This is a genomic window from Halonatronum saccharophilum DSM 13868 (genome assembly GCF_000517025.1).
GTDB classification, from domain to species: domain Bacteria; phylum Bacillota; class Halanaerobiia; order Halobacteroidales; family Halobacteroidaceae; genus Halonatronum; species Halonatronum saccharophilum.
This window is the reverse complement of the sequence record NZ_KI912095.1, coordinates 498,497-517,549: the sequence shown is the minus strand read 5'-3', so window position 1 is coordinate 517,549 and position 19,053 is coordinate 498,497. Positions and strand designations below refer to the sequence as shown.

20 protein-coding genes and 1 pseudogene are annotated in these 19,053 nt (G+C 35.0%); all 21 read left to right on the top strand.

Features of this window, described 5'->3' with window-relative positions; all coding sequences use genetic code 11:
• Positions 1–10 precede the first annotated feature (10 nt).
• Positions 11–1,507: a glycerol kinase GlpK gene (glpK, locus tag HALSAC_RS0109725; protein WP_027340108.1), complete on the top strand. Its 1,497-nt coding sequence runs from the start codon at positions 11–13 to the stop codon at positions 1,505–1,507.
• A gap of 179 nt (positions 1,508–1,686) precedes the next feature.
• Positions 1,687–3,156, top strand: coding sequence for an NAD(P)/FAD-dependent oxidoreductase (locus HALSAC_RS0109720; RefSeq protein WP_027340107.1), 1,470 nt, complete (start codon positions 1,687–1,689; stop codon positions 3,154–3,156).
• The gene (locus HALSAC_RS0109715) at positions 3,156–4,430 is read left to right on the top strand and encodes an NAD(P)/FAD-dependent oxidoreductase (protein WP_027340106.1); all 1,275 of its coding nucleotides are present in this window, start codon (positions 3,156–3,158) and stop codon (positions 4,428–4,430) included. The genes HALSAC_RS0109720 and HALSAC_RS0109715 overlap by 1 nt, the downstream gene beginning before the upstream one ends.
• 2 nt (positions 4,431–4,432) lie before the next feature.
• Positions 4,433–4,807 carry a DUF1667 domain-containing protein gene (locus HALSAC_RS0109710; protein WP_027340105.1) on the top strand — a complete coding sequence of 125 codons (375 nt, stop codon included), beginning with the start codon at positions 4,433–4,435 and terminating at the stop codon, positions 4,805–4,807.
• A gap of 226 nt (positions 4,808–5,033) precedes the next feature.
• The gene (gene dhaM / locus HALSAC_RS0109705; protein WP_027340104.1) at positions 5,034–5,426 is read left to right on the top strand and encodes a dihydroxyacetone kinase phosphoryl donor subunit DhaM; all 393 of its coding nucleotides are present in this window, start codon (positions 5,034–5,036) and stop codon (positions 5,424–5,426) included.
• A gap of 209 nt (positions 5,427–5,635) precedes the next feature.
• Positions 5,636–5,953, top strand: coding sequence for an ArsR/SmtB family transcription factor (locus HALSAC_RS0109700; protein WP_027340103.1), 318 nt, complete (start codon positions 5,636–5,638; stop codon positions 5,951–5,953).
• Positions 5,954–6,190: 237 nt separating this feature from the next.
• Positions 6,191–6,904 (top strand): metallophosphoesterase family protein, encoded by a 714-nt coding sequence (locus tag HALSAC_RS0109695; protein WP_027340102.1) that lies wholly within the window; start codon positions 6,191–6,193, stop codon positions 6,902–6,904.
• A 370-nt stretch (positions 6,905–7,274) separates the two neighbouring features.
• Positions 7,275–8,363, top strand: coding sequence for an ACR3 family arsenite efflux transporter (gene arsB, locus HALSAC_RS0109690; protein WP_035571589.1), 1,089 nt, complete (start codon positions 7,275–7,277; stop codon positions 8,361–8,363).
• A gap of 193 nt (positions 8,364–8,556) precedes the next feature.
• Positions 8,557–9,198, top strand: a complete 642-nt coding sequence (locus HALSAC_RS0109685; protein WP_027340100.1) for an ABC transporter ATP-binding protein — start codon at positions 8,557–8,559, stop codon at positions 9,196–9,198.
• Positions 9,195–9,989 carry an ABC transporter permease gene (locus HALSAC_RS0109680; RefSeq protein ID WP_035571587.1) on the top strand — a complete coding sequence of 265 codons (795 nt, stop codon included), beginning with the start codon at positions 9,195–9,197 and terminating at the stop codon, positions 9,987–9,989. Before HALSAC_RS0109685 ends, HALSAC_RS0109680 begins: the two co-directional genes overlap by 4 nt.
• A 118-nt stretch (positions 9,990–10,107) precedes the next feature.
• Entirely contained in the window at positions 10,108–10,965 is an 858-nt protein-coding gene (locus tag HALSAC_RS0109675; RefSeq protein ID WP_027340098.1) for an NAD(P)/FAD-dependent oxidoreductase, read from the top strand.
• An 89-nt stretch (positions 10,966–11,054) separates the two neighbouring features.
• Positions 11,055–11,456, top strand: a complete 402-nt coding sequence (locus HALSAC_RS0109670) for a hypothetical protein (protein ID WP_027340097.1) — start codon at positions 11,055–11,057, stop codon at positions 11,454–11,456.
• Between the two features lie 111 nt (positions 11,457–11,567).
• A complete protein-coding gene (locus HALSAC_RS0109665; RefSeq protein ID WP_027340096.1) occupies positions 11,568–11,996 on the top strand; it encodes a Fur family transcriptional regulator in 429 nt (142 codons plus the stop codon).
• Between the two features lie 201 nt (positions 11,997–12,197).
• Complete coding sequence (locus HALSAC_RS0109660) at positions 12,198–12,746, top strand: SAM-dependent methyltransferase (protein ID WP_027340095.1); 549 nt, start codon at positions 12,198–12,200, stop codon at positions 12,744–12,746.
• Between the two features lie 12 nt (positions 12,747–12,758).
• Positions 12,759–13,796 carry a lysylphosphatidylglycerol synthase transmembrane domain-containing protein gene (locus tag HALSAC_RS0109655; RefSeq protein ID WP_027340094.1) on the top strand — a complete coding sequence of 346 codons (1,038 nt, stop codon included), beginning with the start codon at positions 12,759–12,761 and terminating at the stop codon, positions 13,794–13,796.
• Positions 13,797–13,835: 39 nt separating this feature from the next.
• Positions 13,836–14,438, top strand: coding sequence for a class I SAM-dependent methyltransferase (locus tag HALSAC_RS0109650; RefSeq protein ID WP_027340093.1), 603 nt, complete (start codon positions 13,836–13,838; stop codon positions 14,436–14,438).
• Between the two features lie 21 nt (positions 14,439–14,459).
• The gene (locus HALSAC_RS15615; protein ID WP_035571584.1) at positions 14,460–14,744 is read left to right on the top strand and encodes a FeoA family protein; all 285 of its coding nucleotides are present in this window, start codon (positions 14,460–14,462) and stop codon (positions 14,742–14,744) included.
• Entirely contained in the window at positions 14,734–16,464 is a 1,731-nt protein-coding gene (locus HALSAC_RS0109640; protein ID WP_027340091.1) for a ferrous iron transporter B, read from the top strand. Before HALSAC_RS15615 ends, HALSAC_RS0109640 begins: the two co-directional genes overlap by 11 nt.
• Before the next feature lie 109 nt (positions 16,465–16,573).
• Positions 16,574–17,722 (top strand): YibE/F family protein, encoded by a 1,149-nt coding sequence (locus HALSAC_RS0109635; RefSeq protein WP_035571582.1) that lies wholly within the window; start codon positions 16,574–16,576, stop codon positions 17,720–17,722.
• 94 nt (positions 17,723–17,816) lie between these two features.
• Positions 17,817–18,107 (top strand): DUF2325 domain-containing protein, encoded by a 291-nt coding sequence (locus tag HALSAC_RS0109630; RefSeq protein ID WP_281172341.1) that lies wholly within the window; start codon positions 17,817–17,819, stop codon positions 18,105–18,107.
• Between the two features lie 403 nt (positions 18,108–18,510).
• Positions 18,511–19,053, top strand: a pseudogene (locus HALSAC_RS17515) (transposase); the annotation flags it as partial.

Here is a 19,053-nt window from a genome sequence, read left to right as displayed (position 1 = left end):
GGGAATAAAATTGGAAAAGTATATTTTAGCTATTGACCAAGGGACAACAAGCTCTAGAGCAATAATTTTTAATAAAGATAGTGAAATTGTCAGTGTTGCTCAAAAGGAGTTTAAACAACATTACCCTAAACCTAGCTGGGTAGAGCATGATCCCCATGAGATTTGGGTATCTGTAATTGGTGTTCTTTCTGAAGCATTGATTAAGGCTGATATAAAACCAGTACAGATAGCTGGGATAGGAATTACTAATCAGCGTGAAACTACTGTGGTTTGGGATGCTGATACTGGAAAGCCTATTCATAATGCTATTGTATGGCAGGATAGGAGAACAGCTAGTATTTGTGATAAGTTAAAAGAGGATGGTTTAGAAAAGAAGATCAGAAGCAAGACTGGTTTAGTAACTGATGCTTACTTTTCTGGTACTAAGGTTAAGTGGATTTTAGAGAATGTAGATGGTGCTAGAGAAAGAGCAGAGGCAGGAAAACTGAAATTTGGTACAATAGATAGTTGGCTGATTTGGAAGTTAACAGGTGGAGAAGTCCATGTTACTGATTATAGTAATGCATCTCGAACCTTAATTTATAATATTTATGATCTAAAATGGGATGAAGAGTTACTAGATATCTTAGATATACCTAAATCAATGTTACCAGAGGTTAAATCAAGTAGTGAAGTTTATGGAGAGACTGTAGATTATCATTTCTTTGGTCAAAATGTTCCTATTGCAGGGATAGCTGGAGACCAGCAGGCTGCAACCTTTGGTCAAGGCTGCTATGAGAAAGGAATGGCTAAGAATACTTATGGTACTGGGTGTTTTATGTTAATGAATACTGGTAATAAAGCAGTTCCTTCTGAAAATGGTTTATTAACTACTATTGCTTGGGGTCTTGGTGGAGAGGTTAAGTATGCTTTGGAAGGTAGTATATTTATTGCAGGTGCTGCAGTACAATGGTTAAGAGATGAAGTTAAGTTGATTGAAGATGCTTCTGACTCCGAATATTTTGCTACCAAAGTTGATAGTACTGATGGGGTTTATGTTGTACCAGCTTTTGCTGGGCTTGGGGCACCTTATTGGGATATGTATGCTAGAGGAGCTATTGTAGGGCTGACTAGAGGAAGTAGTAAAGAGCATATAATTCGTGCAACACTAGAATCTCTAGCTTATCAGACTAGAGATGTTCTAACTGCAATGGAGGCTGACTCTAAATTATGTCTTAAAGATTTAAAGGTTGATGGTGGAGCTGTAGCTAATAATTTTTTAATGCAATTCCAAGCTGATATATTAGGAAGCAACGTAGAAAGGCCTGTTGTGGCTGAAACTACTGCTTTAGGTGCAGCATATTTAGCAGGATTAGCAGTTGGTTATTGGGATAGTAAGGAAGAGGTATTGGCTAAAAGGAAGGTAGATAGAGTATTTACTGCTCAGATGGAAGAAGAGAAAAGAGAAAAACTATATAGTGGATGGAAGAAGGCAGTTAAAAGATCTATGGGCTGGGAAGAGAAGTAGTGAAGAGTAAAGAGTTAAGTGAATTAGATTATAAAATAAAATTTGGAGCAAGAGATATAACTTAAAATAAGCTATGTGGTAGAGACCAAAGAGAAGCCACATCTAAGTGACTAAAAGGGAGCAGTATGTCTATTTTAGGATCTGAGGTGTGGTTTTATTAATTATAAGGAGGGGTTAAAGTGAATAAAGAGGCTGATTTATTAATTATAGGGGGTGGGGTAGTAGGAACTGCCATTGCCCGAGAGTTGGCTAAATATAAGTTAGATATTACCTTAATAGAGAAGAAGAGTGATGTAGGAAGTGGGGTTAGTAAGGCAAATACAGGATTGATTCATGCTGGTTTTAATGCAGAGGCTAGTAAAATAAAAGGGAGATTGAATGTAGAAGGAAATAAGATGTATGATCAATTAAAGGAAGAGTTAAAGTTTCCCTTTGAAAGAAGGGGTGCATTAGTGGTAGCTCAAGATGAAGATGACATCCCTAGGCTAGAGAGTATATTGGAGAATGGTAAAAAGAATGGGGTGCCTGATTTAGAGATTATTAAAGGGGAGAAGTTGTTTGAATTAGAAGCTGATTTAAATCCTGATTCAGTAGCTGCTTTATACGCTCCAACTGCTGCTATAGTCTGTCCTTATGAATTGACAGTGGCTTTGGCCGAAAATGCAGCTGTTAATGGGGTAGAGGTCTTATTAAATACAGCTGCTAAGAGTATAGAAGTAAAGAAAGACCATAAAGTAGTCTACACTAATAGAGGTCAAATTAAGGCTAAAGTAGTTATTAATGCTGCTGGTCTTTATGCTGATGAGGTTGCTAAGATGGTAGGTATCGATGATATTGATATTACTCCTCGTAAAGGCGAGTATCATGTCTATGATAAGAAGCTAGGCTCACAGATTAATCATACGATATTTCCAGTACCAACAGGAGTTAGTAAGGGGATTGTAGTTACTCCGACAGTTGATGGTAATCTATTGGTTGGCCCTAATGCCCAAGAGATAGATGACAAGACGGATATCTCAACTACTAGTCAAGGTTTAGAGAATATACTACAAGGGGCCAAAAAGACTCTTCCAAAGTTAAGTAGAAGAGGAGTTATTAATCAGTTTACAGGTTTAAGGCCGGCTTATAAGGAGACAGGAGATTTCATAATTGAAGCTAGTGATAAAGTAGATGGCTTTATTAATGTAGCAGGAATTCAATCTCCTGGTCTATCTTCTGCTCCTGCTATTGCTAAGATGGTAAGAGAGATCTTAGCAGAAATTCTAGGTGGTCTAGAGGCAAATAAAGATTTTAATCCTTATCGGCAAGAAGTTGTTAGGTTTAGAGAGTTATCTGTCCAAGAACAAGCAAAATTAATTAAAGAAGATCCTAGATATGGTGAAGTAATCTGTAGGTGTGAAATGGTAACAAAGGGTGAGATTATAGATTCAATTAATAGACCTGTAGGTGCAAATTCAGTTAGGGCAGTAAGAAGAAGAACTAGAGCAGGAATGGGTCGTTGTCAAGGTGGATTTTGCGGGCCAAGGGTTGTTGATATCTTAGTTAAGGAGTTAGGTATTGACCATACTGAGGTTACAGAAGATGGAGGAGATTCAAGGATATTATTAGAAAGAGCAAAAGAATCTTTACTAAAAGAGGTGAGTGAATAATGAATAGACAAAGTTATGATTTGGTTGTGGTAGGTGGAGGGCCAGCAGGGTTAGCAGCAGCACAGGAGGCTTATGATCAAGGGGTAGAGGAAGTTTTGATTATTGAGAGGGACTTTGAGTTGGGTGGGATTTTGCAACAGTGTATTCATAATGGTTTTGGTCTTCATCACTTTAAAGAGGAGTTGACAGGTCCAGAGTATGCACAACGATTTATAGAATCGGTAGGTAGTAGAGGTATCGATGTTAAGTTAAATACTATGGTTTTAGAGGTTAGCCCGGATAAGAAGATATATGCAATCAATTCTGAAGAAGGAATGTTGGAGATAGAAGCTGGAGCAATAATTTTGGCTATGGGATGTCGGGAAAGGACTAGAGGTGCAATTGCAATTCCTGGTAGTAGACCAGCTGGAGTAATTACAGCAGGAGCAGCCCAAAGGTATATAAATATGGAGGGTTATCTGCCTGGTAAAAAGGTTGTTATTTTAGGATCAGGTGATATTGGGTTGATTATGGCTAGGAGGATGCACCTTGAAGGTGCAGAAGTAGAAGCAGTGTTGGAGTTGATGCCTTTCTCAGGTGGTCTAACAAGAAATATTGTTCAGTGTTTAGATGATTTTGATATTCCTCTTAGGCTAAGCCAAACTGTAACTGAGATTCATGGGCAAGAAAGGCTAGAAGCTATAACAGTTTCTCAAGTAGATGAAAACTTAAAGCCAATAGCAGGAACAGAGTATAAGATAGAATGTGATACTTTATTACTATCAGTTGGTTTAATCCCAGAAAATGAAATATCTGATGAAGCAGGTATTAGATTGAATCCAAGAACTGGCGGGCCAATTGTCAATGAAGGTAGGGAGACAAATATTGAAGGAGTATTTGCTTGTGGAAATGTTCTTCATGTACATGACTTAGTTGATTATGTAACTGAAGAGAGCAAAATAGCTGGTAAGACAGCCTCAGAATATTTAAATAATAAGATAGAAAAGAGAGAAGATGAGATTGAATTGATAGCAGGTGATAACCTCTCTTATATTGTTCCTCAAAAGATTACTACTAAGGTTAAAGGGCGCAAAAGAGTTGATCTTTATATGAGAGGTAAAAGACCAATGAAGAATGCAAAGGTAATTATTTTGGATGGAGATAAAGAGATCTTCACTAAGAAAGAAAGGTTCATTAAACCTGCAGAGATGATTTCATTAGCATTACCAGAGAAGGTTATAGATAAAGTGACTAGTAAAAAGGTTGAGGTTAAAATTGTAGGGGAGGTGGAGTAGTTATGAAAGAGGTATTAATCACTTGTATTAGTTGTCCTATCGGTTGTGAGGTAAGTTTAGAGGTAGAGAATGATGAGGTTCTTAATATATCAGGTAATAAATGTCCTAGAGGTAAGAGTTATGTTGAGGGTGAATATTTTAACCCTACTAGAATCTTGCCTACAACAGTTAGAGTTAAAGGTGGAGTTTTACCATTAGTTCCTGTCAAGACTGCCAAGCCTATACCTAAAGCTTTACTAGAAGAAGCAATGAAAGAATTGGCTAAGATAGAGTTAGAAGCACCAGTTAAATTGGGTCAAGTAGTAATAAAAGATATATTAGCAACTGGAGTAGATGTAGTAGCAACAAGGGATTTAATATCTATTGAATCTAAATAGTTAGTACTGTATAATGAAAGAAGCTGATTAACTAATCAGCTTCTTTCATATTGGTATTTATTTCACTATGAAGATATGTATATTTTTGTGAAGGTAATATTATATGAAGTTTAAGAATAATATACTAGTAATTATTTTAAATTATGTGATGAAATTTCCACTGATATCTGATAAAATTAGGAGTAAGGAAATGAATTTCCTTTAAATTAAGGGGGGATAGGAGGGAATGGTTGGAATAGTAGTAGTTTCACATAGTTATAAGATTGCTGAAGGTGTAAAGGAATTGACTAAGGAACTTGTGCCACGTGAGGTACCTTTGATTTCAATAGGTGGAACTTCTGATGGAAGAATTGGAACAGAGTTAGAAGATATAATAGATGCTGTAGAAAAAGTATATACTAAAGAAGGTGTCATTATTATAGGTGATGTAGGAAGTTCATTGATGAATTCTAAGGTTGCATTAGAGATCTTAGATTTAGAAGGATATGAAAATGTGGCTATAAGTAGTGCACCTTTGGTAGAAGGTGCAATGGTAGCAGCTATAGAGAGTAATTTAGGAAAAAATTTAAAGACTATTAAAGAAAAGATTGAAAGTAAGCGGCTTATTGAACTAATATAATACTTTTATTTTGCCCCCCTTTTTTAGGGGGTTTTCTTTTGGAGAATAGTTAATATAATAATGAAATACACTTTACAAAAAGTTATTTTAATGCTAACATATAAATATATGTTTATGTGTTTATATGTTATGGTGAATTTATATTATTAATAGTTTAATATAATCTGAATCTTTTAGCTAAAAGCTAGTAAATAACAAGGGGGGGTACTATGGAGAGCAAAGATGAGTTAGTGGGATTTTTTAAAGCATTATCTGATGGTAATAGGTTGAGAATTTTGGATTTGTTGTCCTGTGGTCAAAGATGTGTCTGTGATTTAACTGAAGAGTTAGATCTTAGTCAACCTAATATATCTCATCATTTAAAGATACTTAAGAATGTAAATTTGATTGATTCTATTAAAAAAGGAAGATGGGTCTATTATAGTTTGAATAGAGAGAAGTTGTCTTATGTGAGAAAGTATCTAACAGGGATAATTAATGTAGATAATGACAATCTAGACTGCGATTGTTCTGATAAATGTAGATAAATCTATTATTAAGTACGTTGTACTAATTGAAATTATATAGTAATAGAGTGTCACTTTCGTGCCACTAGTAATGGGTAATGAGTGAAGAGTAATGAGTAAAGTCAAAATCTCAAAACCTCTTATAAGTCTTAGGTAACAAAGGGGTTTCTGTTTTTTAAGGTTTTACCCATTACTCATCACCAGTAATAAAGCTCCGCTTTATCACGAAGAAAAGATTTAACTAAAGGAGGAATTTATATGCGAATAGGAGTTATTTCAGATGTTCATAGTAATGTTTATGCATTGGAGGCAGTGTTGAAAGATATTAAGGGTAGAGGTGTTGACAAGATAGTCTGTGCCGGTGATCTTGTAGGTTATGCACCTTTTCCTAATGAGGTTATTGCAAAGATCAAGGAAGAGAATATAGTAACGGTACAGGGAAATTATGATGATGCTATTGGCCATAGTAGGATTGCTTGTGGATGTGATTATAAGACTGAGGTTGCTCAAAGAATCGGTTTGTCATCGATTCAATTTACCAATAACGAAATAACTGATGAAAACAAAGAGTTTTTACGAGAACTGCCTAAGGAGTTGAAGCTAGAGCTAGGAGATTACTCAGTCCTTTTAGTTCATGGTAGCCCTAGAAGGTTGAATGAATATCTATACCAAGATAGTGAAGCAGTAGAAGAGGTAACTAAGGGCTTAGTCGAGGATGTTTTATTATGTGGTCATACTCACCTTCCCTATCACAAAATAATTAATAGCAAGCATATAATTAATGTGGGTAGTATCGGTAAGCCAAAGCATGGGAATCCTAATGCAATTTATACGATTATCGAAAGCAAGGATGGAAAGCTAAAGACGGAATTTATCGAGGTTCCTTATGATGTAGAGAAGGTAACAGCTAAGATAAGAGAGAGCGAATTAGCTGATGAGTTGATTGAACTATTGGAGAAAGGACGAAGCTAGCGTTCCAAAAGGAGTAGATCAAGACCTTTTGTAATCACTAATGGAGATGAATTAATACTAATATAATTAAAATTATCATTAGAAATTTGTTGCTTGCGGCGAAAGATTTATTTATTGGATTGAAATAGATTTCAGATAATTTTTATTTTTAATCCTTTTATTCGAGACTATTCGTGTTCATTAGCACTCCAAGGGCATTTCTTTAGAAAAATTATCCTCAGGCATAGCCAAAGACTACTTCTTCAGGAAAAACATCTTCAGGGAGTGGTAAAAAATGGTCTTAATATTCTGAATTTGAGTTCTTAATTAAAGCAACATAATATAATTATATTATGTTGGGTTTAACAAATAAAATTAGGAGGTTTTAATTATGAGTGAGGATGAAATTTATGATGAAGCAATAACAACCGTTGAAGAGGGTGGGTTGGGTTTTTTTGAGAAGTATTTGACCCTGTGGGTTGGTATCTGTATAGTGGCAGGAATCTTGATTGGGCGTTTCTTTCCGGTCTTTCCAGAGACTCTAAGCCGCTTTGAGTATGCTCAAGTCTCTATTCCAGTAGCTATTTTGATCTGGTTTATGATCTATCCGATGATGGTACAGATCGATTTTTCTAGTCTTTTGGAGGCAGGGAAGAAGCCAAAGCCTTTGACTATGGTATCTATTAGTAACTGGTTGATTAAGCCCTTTACTATGGCTTTCTTTGCTTGGTTCTTCTTTAGATATGTATTTAGTCCTTTTATTGGCCCGGAGTTAGCAGATCAATATATTGCTGGGGCAATACTTTTAGGTTCAGCTCCTTGTACAGCAATGGTATTTGTATGGAGTTATTTGACTGATGGGGATGCAAGTTATACCTTGGTGCAGGTTGCTTTGGATGATTTAATTCTAGTCTTTGCTTATGCGCCGATTGTTATGCTGCTTCTAGGGGTAACTGACCTTATTGTACCTTATAATACAATCTTTTTATCGGTTGTCTTATATATTGTAGTACCTTTGGTAGCTGGTTATTTATCTAGAAAGTATTTGGTTAAAAATAAAGGTATGGATTGGTTTGAGAATGTTTTTCTTAAGAAGCTAAGTAATTTAACGGTTACTGGTTTATTATTAACTTTGGTCATTTTATTCTCTTTCCAGGGTGATACAATTATAAATAATCCTTTACACATTGCCTTGATTGCCGTACCTTTGACTATTCAATCCTTCTTCATCTTTTTTTTAGTTTATGGTACGTCTAAGGTCTTGAAGTTAGACCACTCTGTTGCAGCTCCTGCAAGTATGATTGGAGCAAGCAATTTCTTTGAATTGGCTGTAGCAACGGCTATTTCAATCTTTGGATTGACTTCTGGTGCAGCTTTAGCTACTGTAGTGGGAGTTCTGGTTGAGGTGCCTGTGATGTTGGCCTTAGTTGGGATAGCAAATAGAACCAAGGGATGGTTTCCTAAGAAAATAGAGGCTTAATGTAGTAATAAAGCGTAGCTTTATTACTAGTGTAAGTGTTAGTGTCTGTATCAGTAAAAACCTTAGAACTATAATAAGAGTGCTAAATTTAGGTGACCTTTTAGGTTTTGACTTTACTGACACTGACACTAAGTAGCACGAAAGTGCCACTATAGAAATAAGCAGGTAAAGAGTAGATTTGGGAGGTTATTTTATGTTTGTCTTAAAAGATGTTGAGTTTAAAGATATCTTGGATATTGATTCTTTGGAGGTTCCAGGGAATAAGATTACTTGTATTGTTGGCCCGAGTGGAGCTGGGAAGTCGACGATGCTTAAATTATTGAATAATTTAATTAGTCCAGATAAAGGAGAAGTATTATATAAGGGTAATAATGTTAAAGCACTTGATCCAATTAAGCTAAGGCGAGAGGTTATGATGCTTGGACAGAAGTCGATAACCTTTGAAGGTAGCGTTAAGGATAACTTAGAGATACCCTTTAGATGGTTGGATAGAGAGGTTCCAGATGATGGTAGGTTAAAGGATATATTAAATGATGTTAGGCTGAATGTAGGCTTGGATAAGGGTGCGAGCAATTTATCTGGGGGAGAGAAGCAGAGGTTGTCTTTAGCAAGGATATTGCTGTTAAGACCAGAGGTCTTATTATTAGATGAGCCTTCGTCAGCCTTGGATGAGGAGACGGAGAATTTAGTGATAGAGAAGGTTGTCGATTATGTAAAAGAGAAGGATAAAACTTTAATTATGATTACACACTCTAAAAGTATAGCTAGAGATTATGGTGATAGAATTATTGAGATGGAAGCAGGGCAGATAGTTGAAGAGGAGGAATTAAGGTGAATGGTGATGGGGTTATTTACTTGCAGTTATGGCAGCTGTTAGCAGCTTATCTATTTGTTCTTCTTCTTTTATTTATTGTAAAGCTAAGGGGGATGAAGAAGGAGAATGAGATTCTTTTGGCTACAACTAGGATGACTATCCAATTGATATTGGTAGGTTATCTTTTGACTTTTCTCTTTGAACGGGATAATTATATCTTTACTGTTTTAGTTATTATAGTAATGCAGGTCTTTGCTATTTATAACATTTATGGGAGGGTAGATAAGAGAATAAATAAGGAACTAAAGAAGGTTATTGGACTTTCTATGGTAATTGGTACATTGGCTAGTCTATTTTATTTTATTCTAGTAGTTATAGGGTTGAGACCTTGGTATGATCCTAGATATTTTATACCTATTGCAGGTATGTTAATTGGTAATTCTATGACTGGAATATCGTTAGGTGTAGAGAGGTTGGTCTCTGGATTTAAGAGTAATCATGATCAGGTAGAAGCTGCTTTAATGTTTGGAGCAACACCTAAAAGGGCTGTGAATGATTTGGTCAATGAAGCCTTTAATGCTGCTATTATACCAACAATTAATTCGATGATGGGGATGGGGATTATTTTTTTGCCAGGGATGATGACTGGCCAGATACTTTCAGGTCTATCTCCTTTAACGGCAATTGAGTATCAGATAGCAATTATGCTAGGGATATTAGGAAGTGTATCCTTAACTGTTATCATCTTTGTTACTTTGGGTTATAAAACGTTCTTTAATGAAAGGGCTCAAATAATAAAGGGAGATAAATAGCCAAAGGTAGGAATTTAAATAAAACCGATTGGAAAACTTAGAATTTAAAGGTTAAAAATTATAATTATCTTTGATATAATAGAGATAAATAGTAAAAACTATAATTGGGGTGATATTAATGAGTGAAGTGTATGATATTGCAATTATTGGGGCTGGGCCAGCAGGGATGTCGGCTGCTATCAATGCTAAGGCTAGAAATAAGAAGGTCGCTATCTTTGAAGGGGGCCAACTGGCCAAAAAGATCGACTGGGCTCCTCATATTGACAATTACCTAGGGTTTAGTAAAGCAACAGGGGCAGAAGTAGCAAAGGCCTTTATAGAACATATCGAAGAGTTAGAGATACCTATAATTAAAAAGAAGGTAGTTAAGGTATATCCTATGGGTGATCAGATGATGGTTACTACAAGTGGTGATAATTATAATGCTAAGAAGCTGATTTTATCTTCTGGAGTTATCCAAAGGGCCAAAATTCGTGGGGAAGCAGACTATCTAGGCAAAGGTGTTAGTTATTGTGCTACCTGTGATGGTATGCTTTATAAGGGCAAGGATGTTATGGTTATCAGCGATAGTGCTCATCATGAAGAGGAGGCTAATTTTTTAGCTGATATTTGTGAGAACATCTATTATATAGCTCAATATGATGAAGTTGAAGATCTTGATGAGAGAATTGAGGTTATCCAAGGAAAGGTTGAAGAAATTGAAGGTGGGGATTTAGTAGAGAGGGTAAAGTTGGACAAAGGTGAATATGATATAGCTGGAGTATTCATCTTAAGAGAGACAGTTCCTCCAACAGAAGTTATAGATGGTCTAGAGTTAGAGGGTAGATATATTAGCGTTAATCGTGATCTTGAAACAAGTGTAAAAGGAGTTTATGCAGCTGGTGATTGTACTGGTGAGCCTCTACAGATTGGTAAAGCTGTAGGTGAGGGGCAGGTAGCAGCTTTAAATGCAGTTAAAGCTCTAAGTAAGGAGTAAGCTTAAATGAAAATTTAAAATTATGAATAAGGGCCACTTCTTTTGAAGATAATGATAAATAAGAATCTTTGAGTAAAAGGGGTGGTTTTTTGTCCTTTAAATTGGCTATAATTGGATTAGGTGATGTACGTAAGAAGGATAAGGGGATAACTATATATCTATTAGATAAGTTAAAGAAGGTATTTTCTAATGAAAGAGATATGATCTTTTTAAATGGTGGTTTTGATGGTGAAGATCTATATAATACTTTGATGAAAGTTAAAGCTGAGAAGGTAATAGTGTTAGATACTATCAGAGAGGTAATCTTGCCTGGAGAGATGAATTATCTTAAAGTGAGCACTAAATCAACTAATAACCTCCAAGAATTATTGATGGTAACTATAGGTATTTCCAATGATGAGTGGGGAAAGAAACTATCAGATCTCATCTCTGAAAAGTTTTATTATTTGTTGGACAAATTGATAAAGATAATTAAAAAGTTCGTTAGCTAAGTATGAAAATGATATTTTTTGAACAAATAACTTCTTGTAAGGGGTTGACACCTAGAGCAATGATAAGATATAATGAGAATCAATAATGGACTATTTAGTAGGTGAAAATTTATGGCAAATAGTTTAAAGGATTTAAAGAGTATATTGGCTGAGAATAATTACAAGTTAACCTCACAAAGGAAGGTTATACTTGGTGTTTTGTTGGAGAATAAAGGTGAGCATTTAAGTGCGGAGGAGATTTATAGTATTGTTAAGCAAGAAGATCCAGGAATTGGACTTGCTACAGTTTATAGAACTCTTGAACTTTTTTGTGAGTTAGGAATTACTCAGCAATTAACCTTTGATGAGACCTGTAGAAGATACGAGTTGGAGAGTGAAGAAGATCATCATCACCACCTTCTTTGTGTCAAGTGTTCTAAAGTTATGGAGTTCAATGATCAAATATTAGAAGACTTTGAAAAGGACTTGGGGAAGAAGTATAACTTTAAAGTAACTGAACATAAAATTAAATTTTATGGCTATTGCGAAGAGTGTCAATAAGCAATAGCTTTTTTCTTTGAAAAATTTCAAGTTAATATTGAAAGCTTTAATAACATATGTTAGAATAAGATTATAAGTTAAGTGTGTGAATAAAATAACTTAGCTAAAACACTAACTATTAGCAGTTATATTTTTTTTAATTGTCGTTGAGAATGATTATTATTTATTTTTAATCACATAAGCTAATATAAAAAGGAGGATATGAAGTTGATTAGATCTTTAGTTGCAAAGATGGAGAAGAAGTGTAGTAAATATCCCTTGTTATTCAAAATCTACTCATGGCCTTATAAAGAAATATTAAAAAATGAAATTTCATTGGCAGGTGTTGGCCCAGAGGATAAGGTTTTGAATATTGGTTGTGGTGCAATGCCTTTTAGTGCTATATATATGGCTAGGTTGACTGGGGCCAAAGTGGTTGCTGTAGATAAAGACCCAGAGGTCATTGCTAAGGCTAGAAGGGCAGTTAAGGACTTAAAGCTTGAAAATCAGATAAAGGTTGTTAGAGGCGATGGTTCAGAGTTAGAAGAGATAGATTTTACAGTTGCCTTGGTTGCTTTGCAGACTGAGCCTAAGAATGGAGTCTTGAAGAATTTATTAGAAAATTCTGCTAAAGGGTCTCGTTTGGTCTTTAGAAGTCCTCGCCCTTTCTTTAATAGTCAATATGATCTATTATCAGATAAATTTAAGGAAGATGGAGCAGTTAAACAGAAGATGATAACCTTTGATAGATCTTTGCTCTTTATAAGTTAATGGAGGGATAGTATGGTAGCAAAAAAGGCTTTTTTATTGGTTTTAGGTATTATAGTACTTACTCTAATGGTTATTTATTTTGGTGCTGACGAGGTATTAGGAACATTAAAGGGTATTAATCCTTTAATTATATTAGCATTGGCTTTGTTCCAGTTTGGTACAATTATTTTGACAGCTTATCAATGGCATTATTTATTAAGCAAAGAGAAGAGGGTTGAGATAAGTTTCTTTAAGTTTTTAAGAATTAATTTAGCTGCGACCTTTGTTGAGAGTGTTACTCCTTCATCTAAGTTGGGTGGAGAAGCAGCAAAGATTTATCTTTTAAAAGAAGATACTGGTGTAAGTTATAATAGATTAACTACTTTAACTTTAGTTCATAAGTATATATCTTTATTACCTTTCTTACTTATAAGTGGAGTTGTCTTATTTATTTCATTATTTCAATTCACCTTACCAGCTATAGTTTATCTAGGGTTTATTATTATTCTTATTAGCTTTACTTTATTAATAGGCCTATCAATGGTGATATGGAGTAAAGAAGAGTATTCAAATTTATTAAAGGGTTACAATGGTAATAAGATAATTGAGTTCTTATTGGCTAAGATTGATAATGGATATTGTTTTCTCTTTAATGCTATAAAAGAGACAAGGGGTATAATCAATAAAGGTGAACAGTTATATCTATTATTTATATCACTGTTAGTCTGGGGGTTATATCCTGTTAAGATATATCTGGCAGCCTGGATATTAGGCTTTGAGATTACCTTGATTTTAGCAGCAATAGCTACTTATGCAGCTTATTTAGTCAGTATGTTACCTTTATTACCTGGAGGTTTAGGAAGTTTTGAGGGGACAATGGGAGCTATATTCAGTTTAAACGGTCTATTGTTTACCCAAGGTCTAGCAATTGCTTTATTAACCCGTCTTATTACTTTCTGGTTACCATTATTGATTTCAGCTGGAGCTACTATATATTTGATTTTAGTCGATAAGTTATCATTATCTTGGAAATCATCAAATTCAAAAGTAGAGTCACAGGGAGTTGTGTGAATTTAAACTTTGAAAACATTATATATTAAGGAGTCTTATATGAAAGTTTTAAATGATATATTTACAAAATTATTAAATTATTTAGTAGAGTTTTTCTTGTTTATAGTTAAGGGTTTTGAATTTTTAGGTAGTAAATTTACCGCATTTGGGTCCTTATATAATAATATTTTCTATAAGAAGATGGTAGCAAGGGAGATTGCTTTAGGAGAGATTGCTAAAGGTAGTAAGGTCTTGCATATAGGAAGTGGTCCCTACCCTATGACTGCTATAGCCTTGGCTCAAGGTGGTTATGAAGTTGTGGGGGTTGATAATGATCCTAAGGCTATAAGAAGTGGTCAGAGATTAGTGGATAAGATGGGCTTATCATCCTTAGTTAAATTTAAAGAGATCGATGCTTTGGGTATAGGTTACAATGATTTTGACCTTATTATACTATCACTGCATGTAATACCTAAAGCTAGAACTATTGAAGAAATTATTGAAGGCTTAGATAAGGGTACTAGGGTTGTTTATCGTAATCCAAGGGGATTATTAAGTAAAATATACCCTAGGGTATATCCTGAAAGTTTATCTTTAGATATAAATCATACAATTAGAAAGCAAAGTTTTGGCAAAGAGAGTGTTTTGATATATAAAGTTTAATAATATAAGGGAGGGCTTGTGATGGATATTAGTGTTGATAATGGAATTATGGCTTCTTTTGGAGATGAAGTTATAGAGAGTAATTTAGAGGGGATGGATATAGGAGAGTCAGGGGTGATATTAGCTGTTGATGATCATCCTTTGTTGGCTCCTTTAGGTTTTAGAGTGGGTAAAAAGGTTGAAATTAAGAGTAGGCATCCCTTTGGCGGGCCAATAATAGCTCAAATTGATGGGAGAAGTGTGGCTTTAAGTAGAAAGATAGCTAGAGAGATAACTATAAGAAGTGGTGAGCAAGATGGGAACTAAGAGTGAAGATTCGAATCGGAGGGTCTTGTTGATTGGCCCTCCTAATGTAGGTAAGAGTGTATTTTTTAACCGTTTAACCGGTCTTGATGTGAGTATGGCCAATTATGCTGGAACTACTGTAGATTATAAGGTAGGAGGTTATAGTTTAGCTGGAGAGAAGGTTGATTTGATAGATGTTCCAGGAACCTACTCTTTAAATGCAACAAATGAGGCTGAAGAGGTAGCAGTTGAGATGTTATCTCAAGGGGCTGAGGCAGTTGTCTGTGTTATTGATGCTAATCATTTAGAGAGTAGTCTTTATCTTCTTTTACAGGTTTTAGAGTATAACTTACCTACGGTAGTTGCTTTAAATAGAATCGATATTTTAGAAGATAAGGGGTATAAGGTTGACGTAAAGGCTCTTGAAGATTCTTTGGGAGTTCCTGTTATCCCTACTATTGCTGTTACAGGAGAGGGTTTTGATTTATTAGAAGAAGAATTAAGGAATTGCTTAGATGGACAAGATATAATCTTTAGAAAGAAGCTAGAGGAAGAGGATAATTGGAAGATGGCTGAGGAGTTAACTGGTCAAGTCAAAACTTCTTGTCAAGACAAAGAAGTTTCAAGAAAGGAAAGGTGGGGAGATCTATTAGTCCAACCCCTTACTGGATTACCATTAGCTATAATCATCTTAGGTCTTATCTTTGGTGTGGTAGTTGGTCTAGGTATGGGGATAAGGCAGTTTATATTGGTTCCCTTCTTTAGAGGCGTGGTATTTCCTCCTTTGATCAGTGTTGTGGAAACTATTGTTGGCCCGGGAACTTTTAGAAATATCTTGATTGGTGAATATGGATTCTTAATTAAAGGCTTGGAGTGGCCTTTTGCCCTTGTATTGCCTTATGTATTATCTTTTTATACAGCTTTGAGCATCTTAGAGGATAGTGGATATTTGCCTCGTTTAGGTATTTTATTAGATGGTCTTCTTGCGAAGATAGGGTTATCAGGGTCTAATATAATTCCTTTATTGTTAGGGTATGGGTGTGCTATCCCAGGTATTATGGCTACTAGAGCTATGAATACGAAAAAAGAGAGGTTGACAGTCTCTACAATGATCTGTTTAGCCGTACCTTGCGTATCTCAAACCGGTGCTTTTATAGCCTTATTGTCTGAAGCTTCACTATGGATTGTTGTAGGATTATTTATGTTCTCGTTTTTGGCTTTAATTGGTGCAGGGCTTATATTAGATAAGACCTTAGAAGGAGAAAAGCCTTTAACTATAGTTGAGGTTCCTGAATTATTGGTACCTAAGTGGAATATGTTAGGAAAGAAGGTTTTAATTAGGATAAAGGCTTATGTCTTTAGTGGTGCAGTAACGATGATTTATGGCATTGCTTTGGCTGCATTATTATATGAGCTGGGGATATTGGTTTATATAGGTAGGTTTTTAAGCCCTTTAATTACAGGTTGGCTTAGGTTGCCAGAAGAGGCAGCAGTTCCTCTGGTTTTGGGAGTGGTTAGAAGGGAGCTTTCAGTATTACCTCTTCTTGAGATGAATTTGACGAGCTTGCAGCTTTTTGTAGGGGCAACGGTAGGTCTCTTTTATGTTCCGTGTATTGCAGTTTTAGCTGTATTGGCTAGAGAGTTTAAGGTATCTATTGCAGTTGGTATTTTAACACTAACTACTGGTCTATCATTTTTATTAGGTGGAATTGTTGCAAGGATAGGTGGCCTTTTTATCTAATTCTATTATAGTAAATAGACTTCAAAAGTTGGAATTGCTAAATTAATCTAATAGATATATAATAATTAATAGGTGCCTATTAATTATTATATATCTAAGGGGTGGTATTTTGCTAAGTAGAAGAGGTAAGTTTATCTTTATATTTTTGGCAATTTTGCTTTTGACTAGTAATACAGCCGTTTTTGCAATAAACAATGATGTTGTAGATGAGATGGATAGTGGATCAATCCAACAAGAAATATATGGTAGAAGCGACGAGTATTATCGGGGTAGGGTAGTATCGGTAGAGAGTAAGGAATCAGAATTGGATTTTATTGAATTAGAACAGAGGGCTGAGATAGTTATTAGAAGTGGTCCTTATCGTGGAGAGACTGTTATTGTCGATAATCTTTATGCTAAGAATAATATGTATATAGATGTTCTTTTAGAAGAAGGAATGGATGTTATATTGATGGCGACAGTAGAAGATGGTAGGTTAGGTCAAGTTAATATATATGATGTATCCCGTGAAAGGGGAGTGTTATATTTAACTATATTATTTTTGGCTTTGATGCTCTTGATTGGAGGGATTAAAGGGTTAAAGACGATCATCACTTTAGTCTTTACCGGTTTTGTAATTATGCGAGTTCTCTTACCTCTCTTATTGGCAGGATATAGTCCAGTAATTGTGGCAACCTTATCTGCGATAATCATAATAATCCCTACTTTATTGGTTATAGGTGGCTTTAATGCTAAGTCTTTTGCTTCTATTGTAGGAACAGCTTGTGGAGTTTTAGTTGCAGGTATGTTGGCCCTTTGGGTAGGTAATATATCACATTTAACTGGCTTTAGTAGTGAAGAGGCTCAGATGCTCTCCTTTATGGATCAAACGATAGATGTGAGAGGGCTTTTATTTGCAGGGATAATTATAGGTTCCTTAGGAGCGGTAACTGATGTGGCTATGTCTATAGCTTCTGCTATCTCTGAAGTTAAGAATAGTAGCCCTTATACTAAGAGTAAAGATTTGATTATCTGTGGAATGAATGTCGGTCGAGATATTATGGGAACTATGGCCAATACTCTGTTGTTAGCTTATGTAGGTAGTGCCATACCACTAATGCTCTTATTGATTGGGAACCAGGCTGATTTCATTAGAATAATAAACTTAGATTTAATAGTAACTGAATTTGTAAGAGGGGTTACAGGGAGTATAGGGTTGATTATTGCGATTCCTATTACTGCTATAGTTGCTGGAGTTCTTATTGGACAAAAAGAATAAAGTTAAGTAGGTAATAAATAATTAAGCAAGGCTATCGAGGGGTCGGTAGCCTTGCTTAGGAAAGTTAATTGAGAATGAATTTCGTTATTACACAATGGAGAGGGTGGTTAAAATTTCGATCTTGGTGGTGGGAGGAGATTCATTGGGGAATATACCTTCCAAGTTAAAGAGTTTGGGTTTTGATGAAGTCTTACATATAACAGGTAGGAAATCTAAGCGGTGTAAGATAGCAAAGAATATAGATATGGTTTTGGTTTTGACTGATTATGTTAGTCATAATCTCTGTGAAGATGTTAAGTTAAAGGCTAAAAGTGAAGGGGTTAAGTGTTTATTTTGTAGAAGGTCTTGGGCGTGTATTTATAAGAAAATGTCGATGTGGTGTTAGTAATAAAGACGTAGCTTTATTACGGGAATTAGGAGATACGGTTTTTGTGGATATGGTTTTTATGGGTTTCACGAAAGGGCTGATAAGCCCTGAAGGGCTTTCACGGAGAGTCTTGTTTTGTAAGACTAGTAGAGTCAGGAATATGGAATCAGTAAAGTCAAGAACTCACAATTCAATCTTAAGAGAAAGCTACTAGATCCTCCCTCTTAAGATTAATAGGAGCAGGAGGCATTCTGAGCTTTTAAGGTTTTAGAGGTTCCTGTAACTGAAAGTTACACTTAATTAATATTATTAGGAACATTGTATAATTAAATGCACGGATAGTGCAAAAAATAAATGACACATATGAATACCTCATATATAATGTTAAATAACCACAAATAACATAAAGTGAGGTATTGATATGTGCCAAGATAATTATAACACAAATGAGAACAAAGGTGAACACTTAAAATGGGAAGATAGAAAAGTAATAGAACACTTGTATAATCAACAAAACAAGTCTCCCAAAGAGATTGCACAAGAGTTAGGTAGACATAGAACTACAATAAGCAGAGAGGTTAAAAAAGGCAAAATAGAGCTATTAAATTGGGACTATACAATTAGAATAGAATATGATGCATTAAAGGCTCAAAAGGTATATGATCAAAATGCTACAGCTAAAGGAGCTAAAATAAAAATAGGTAAAGATCACAGGTTAGCTGAGTTTATAGAGGAAAAAATCAAAGATAAGTATTCTCCAGAAGTAATTGCAGATATGATAAAAAAATAGTGAAGATTTTGAAATAGAATTACATTGGAAGACTATCTATAATTATATAGATAAAGGCATCCTATTTGTAAGTAGAGAAGAGTTGACCTATGGTAATTATAAAAAAGTCTAAAAAAGACAAAAGAAGAAAGAAAAAGAATACAACTAGAAGACGTAAAGAAGGTAGAAGAATAT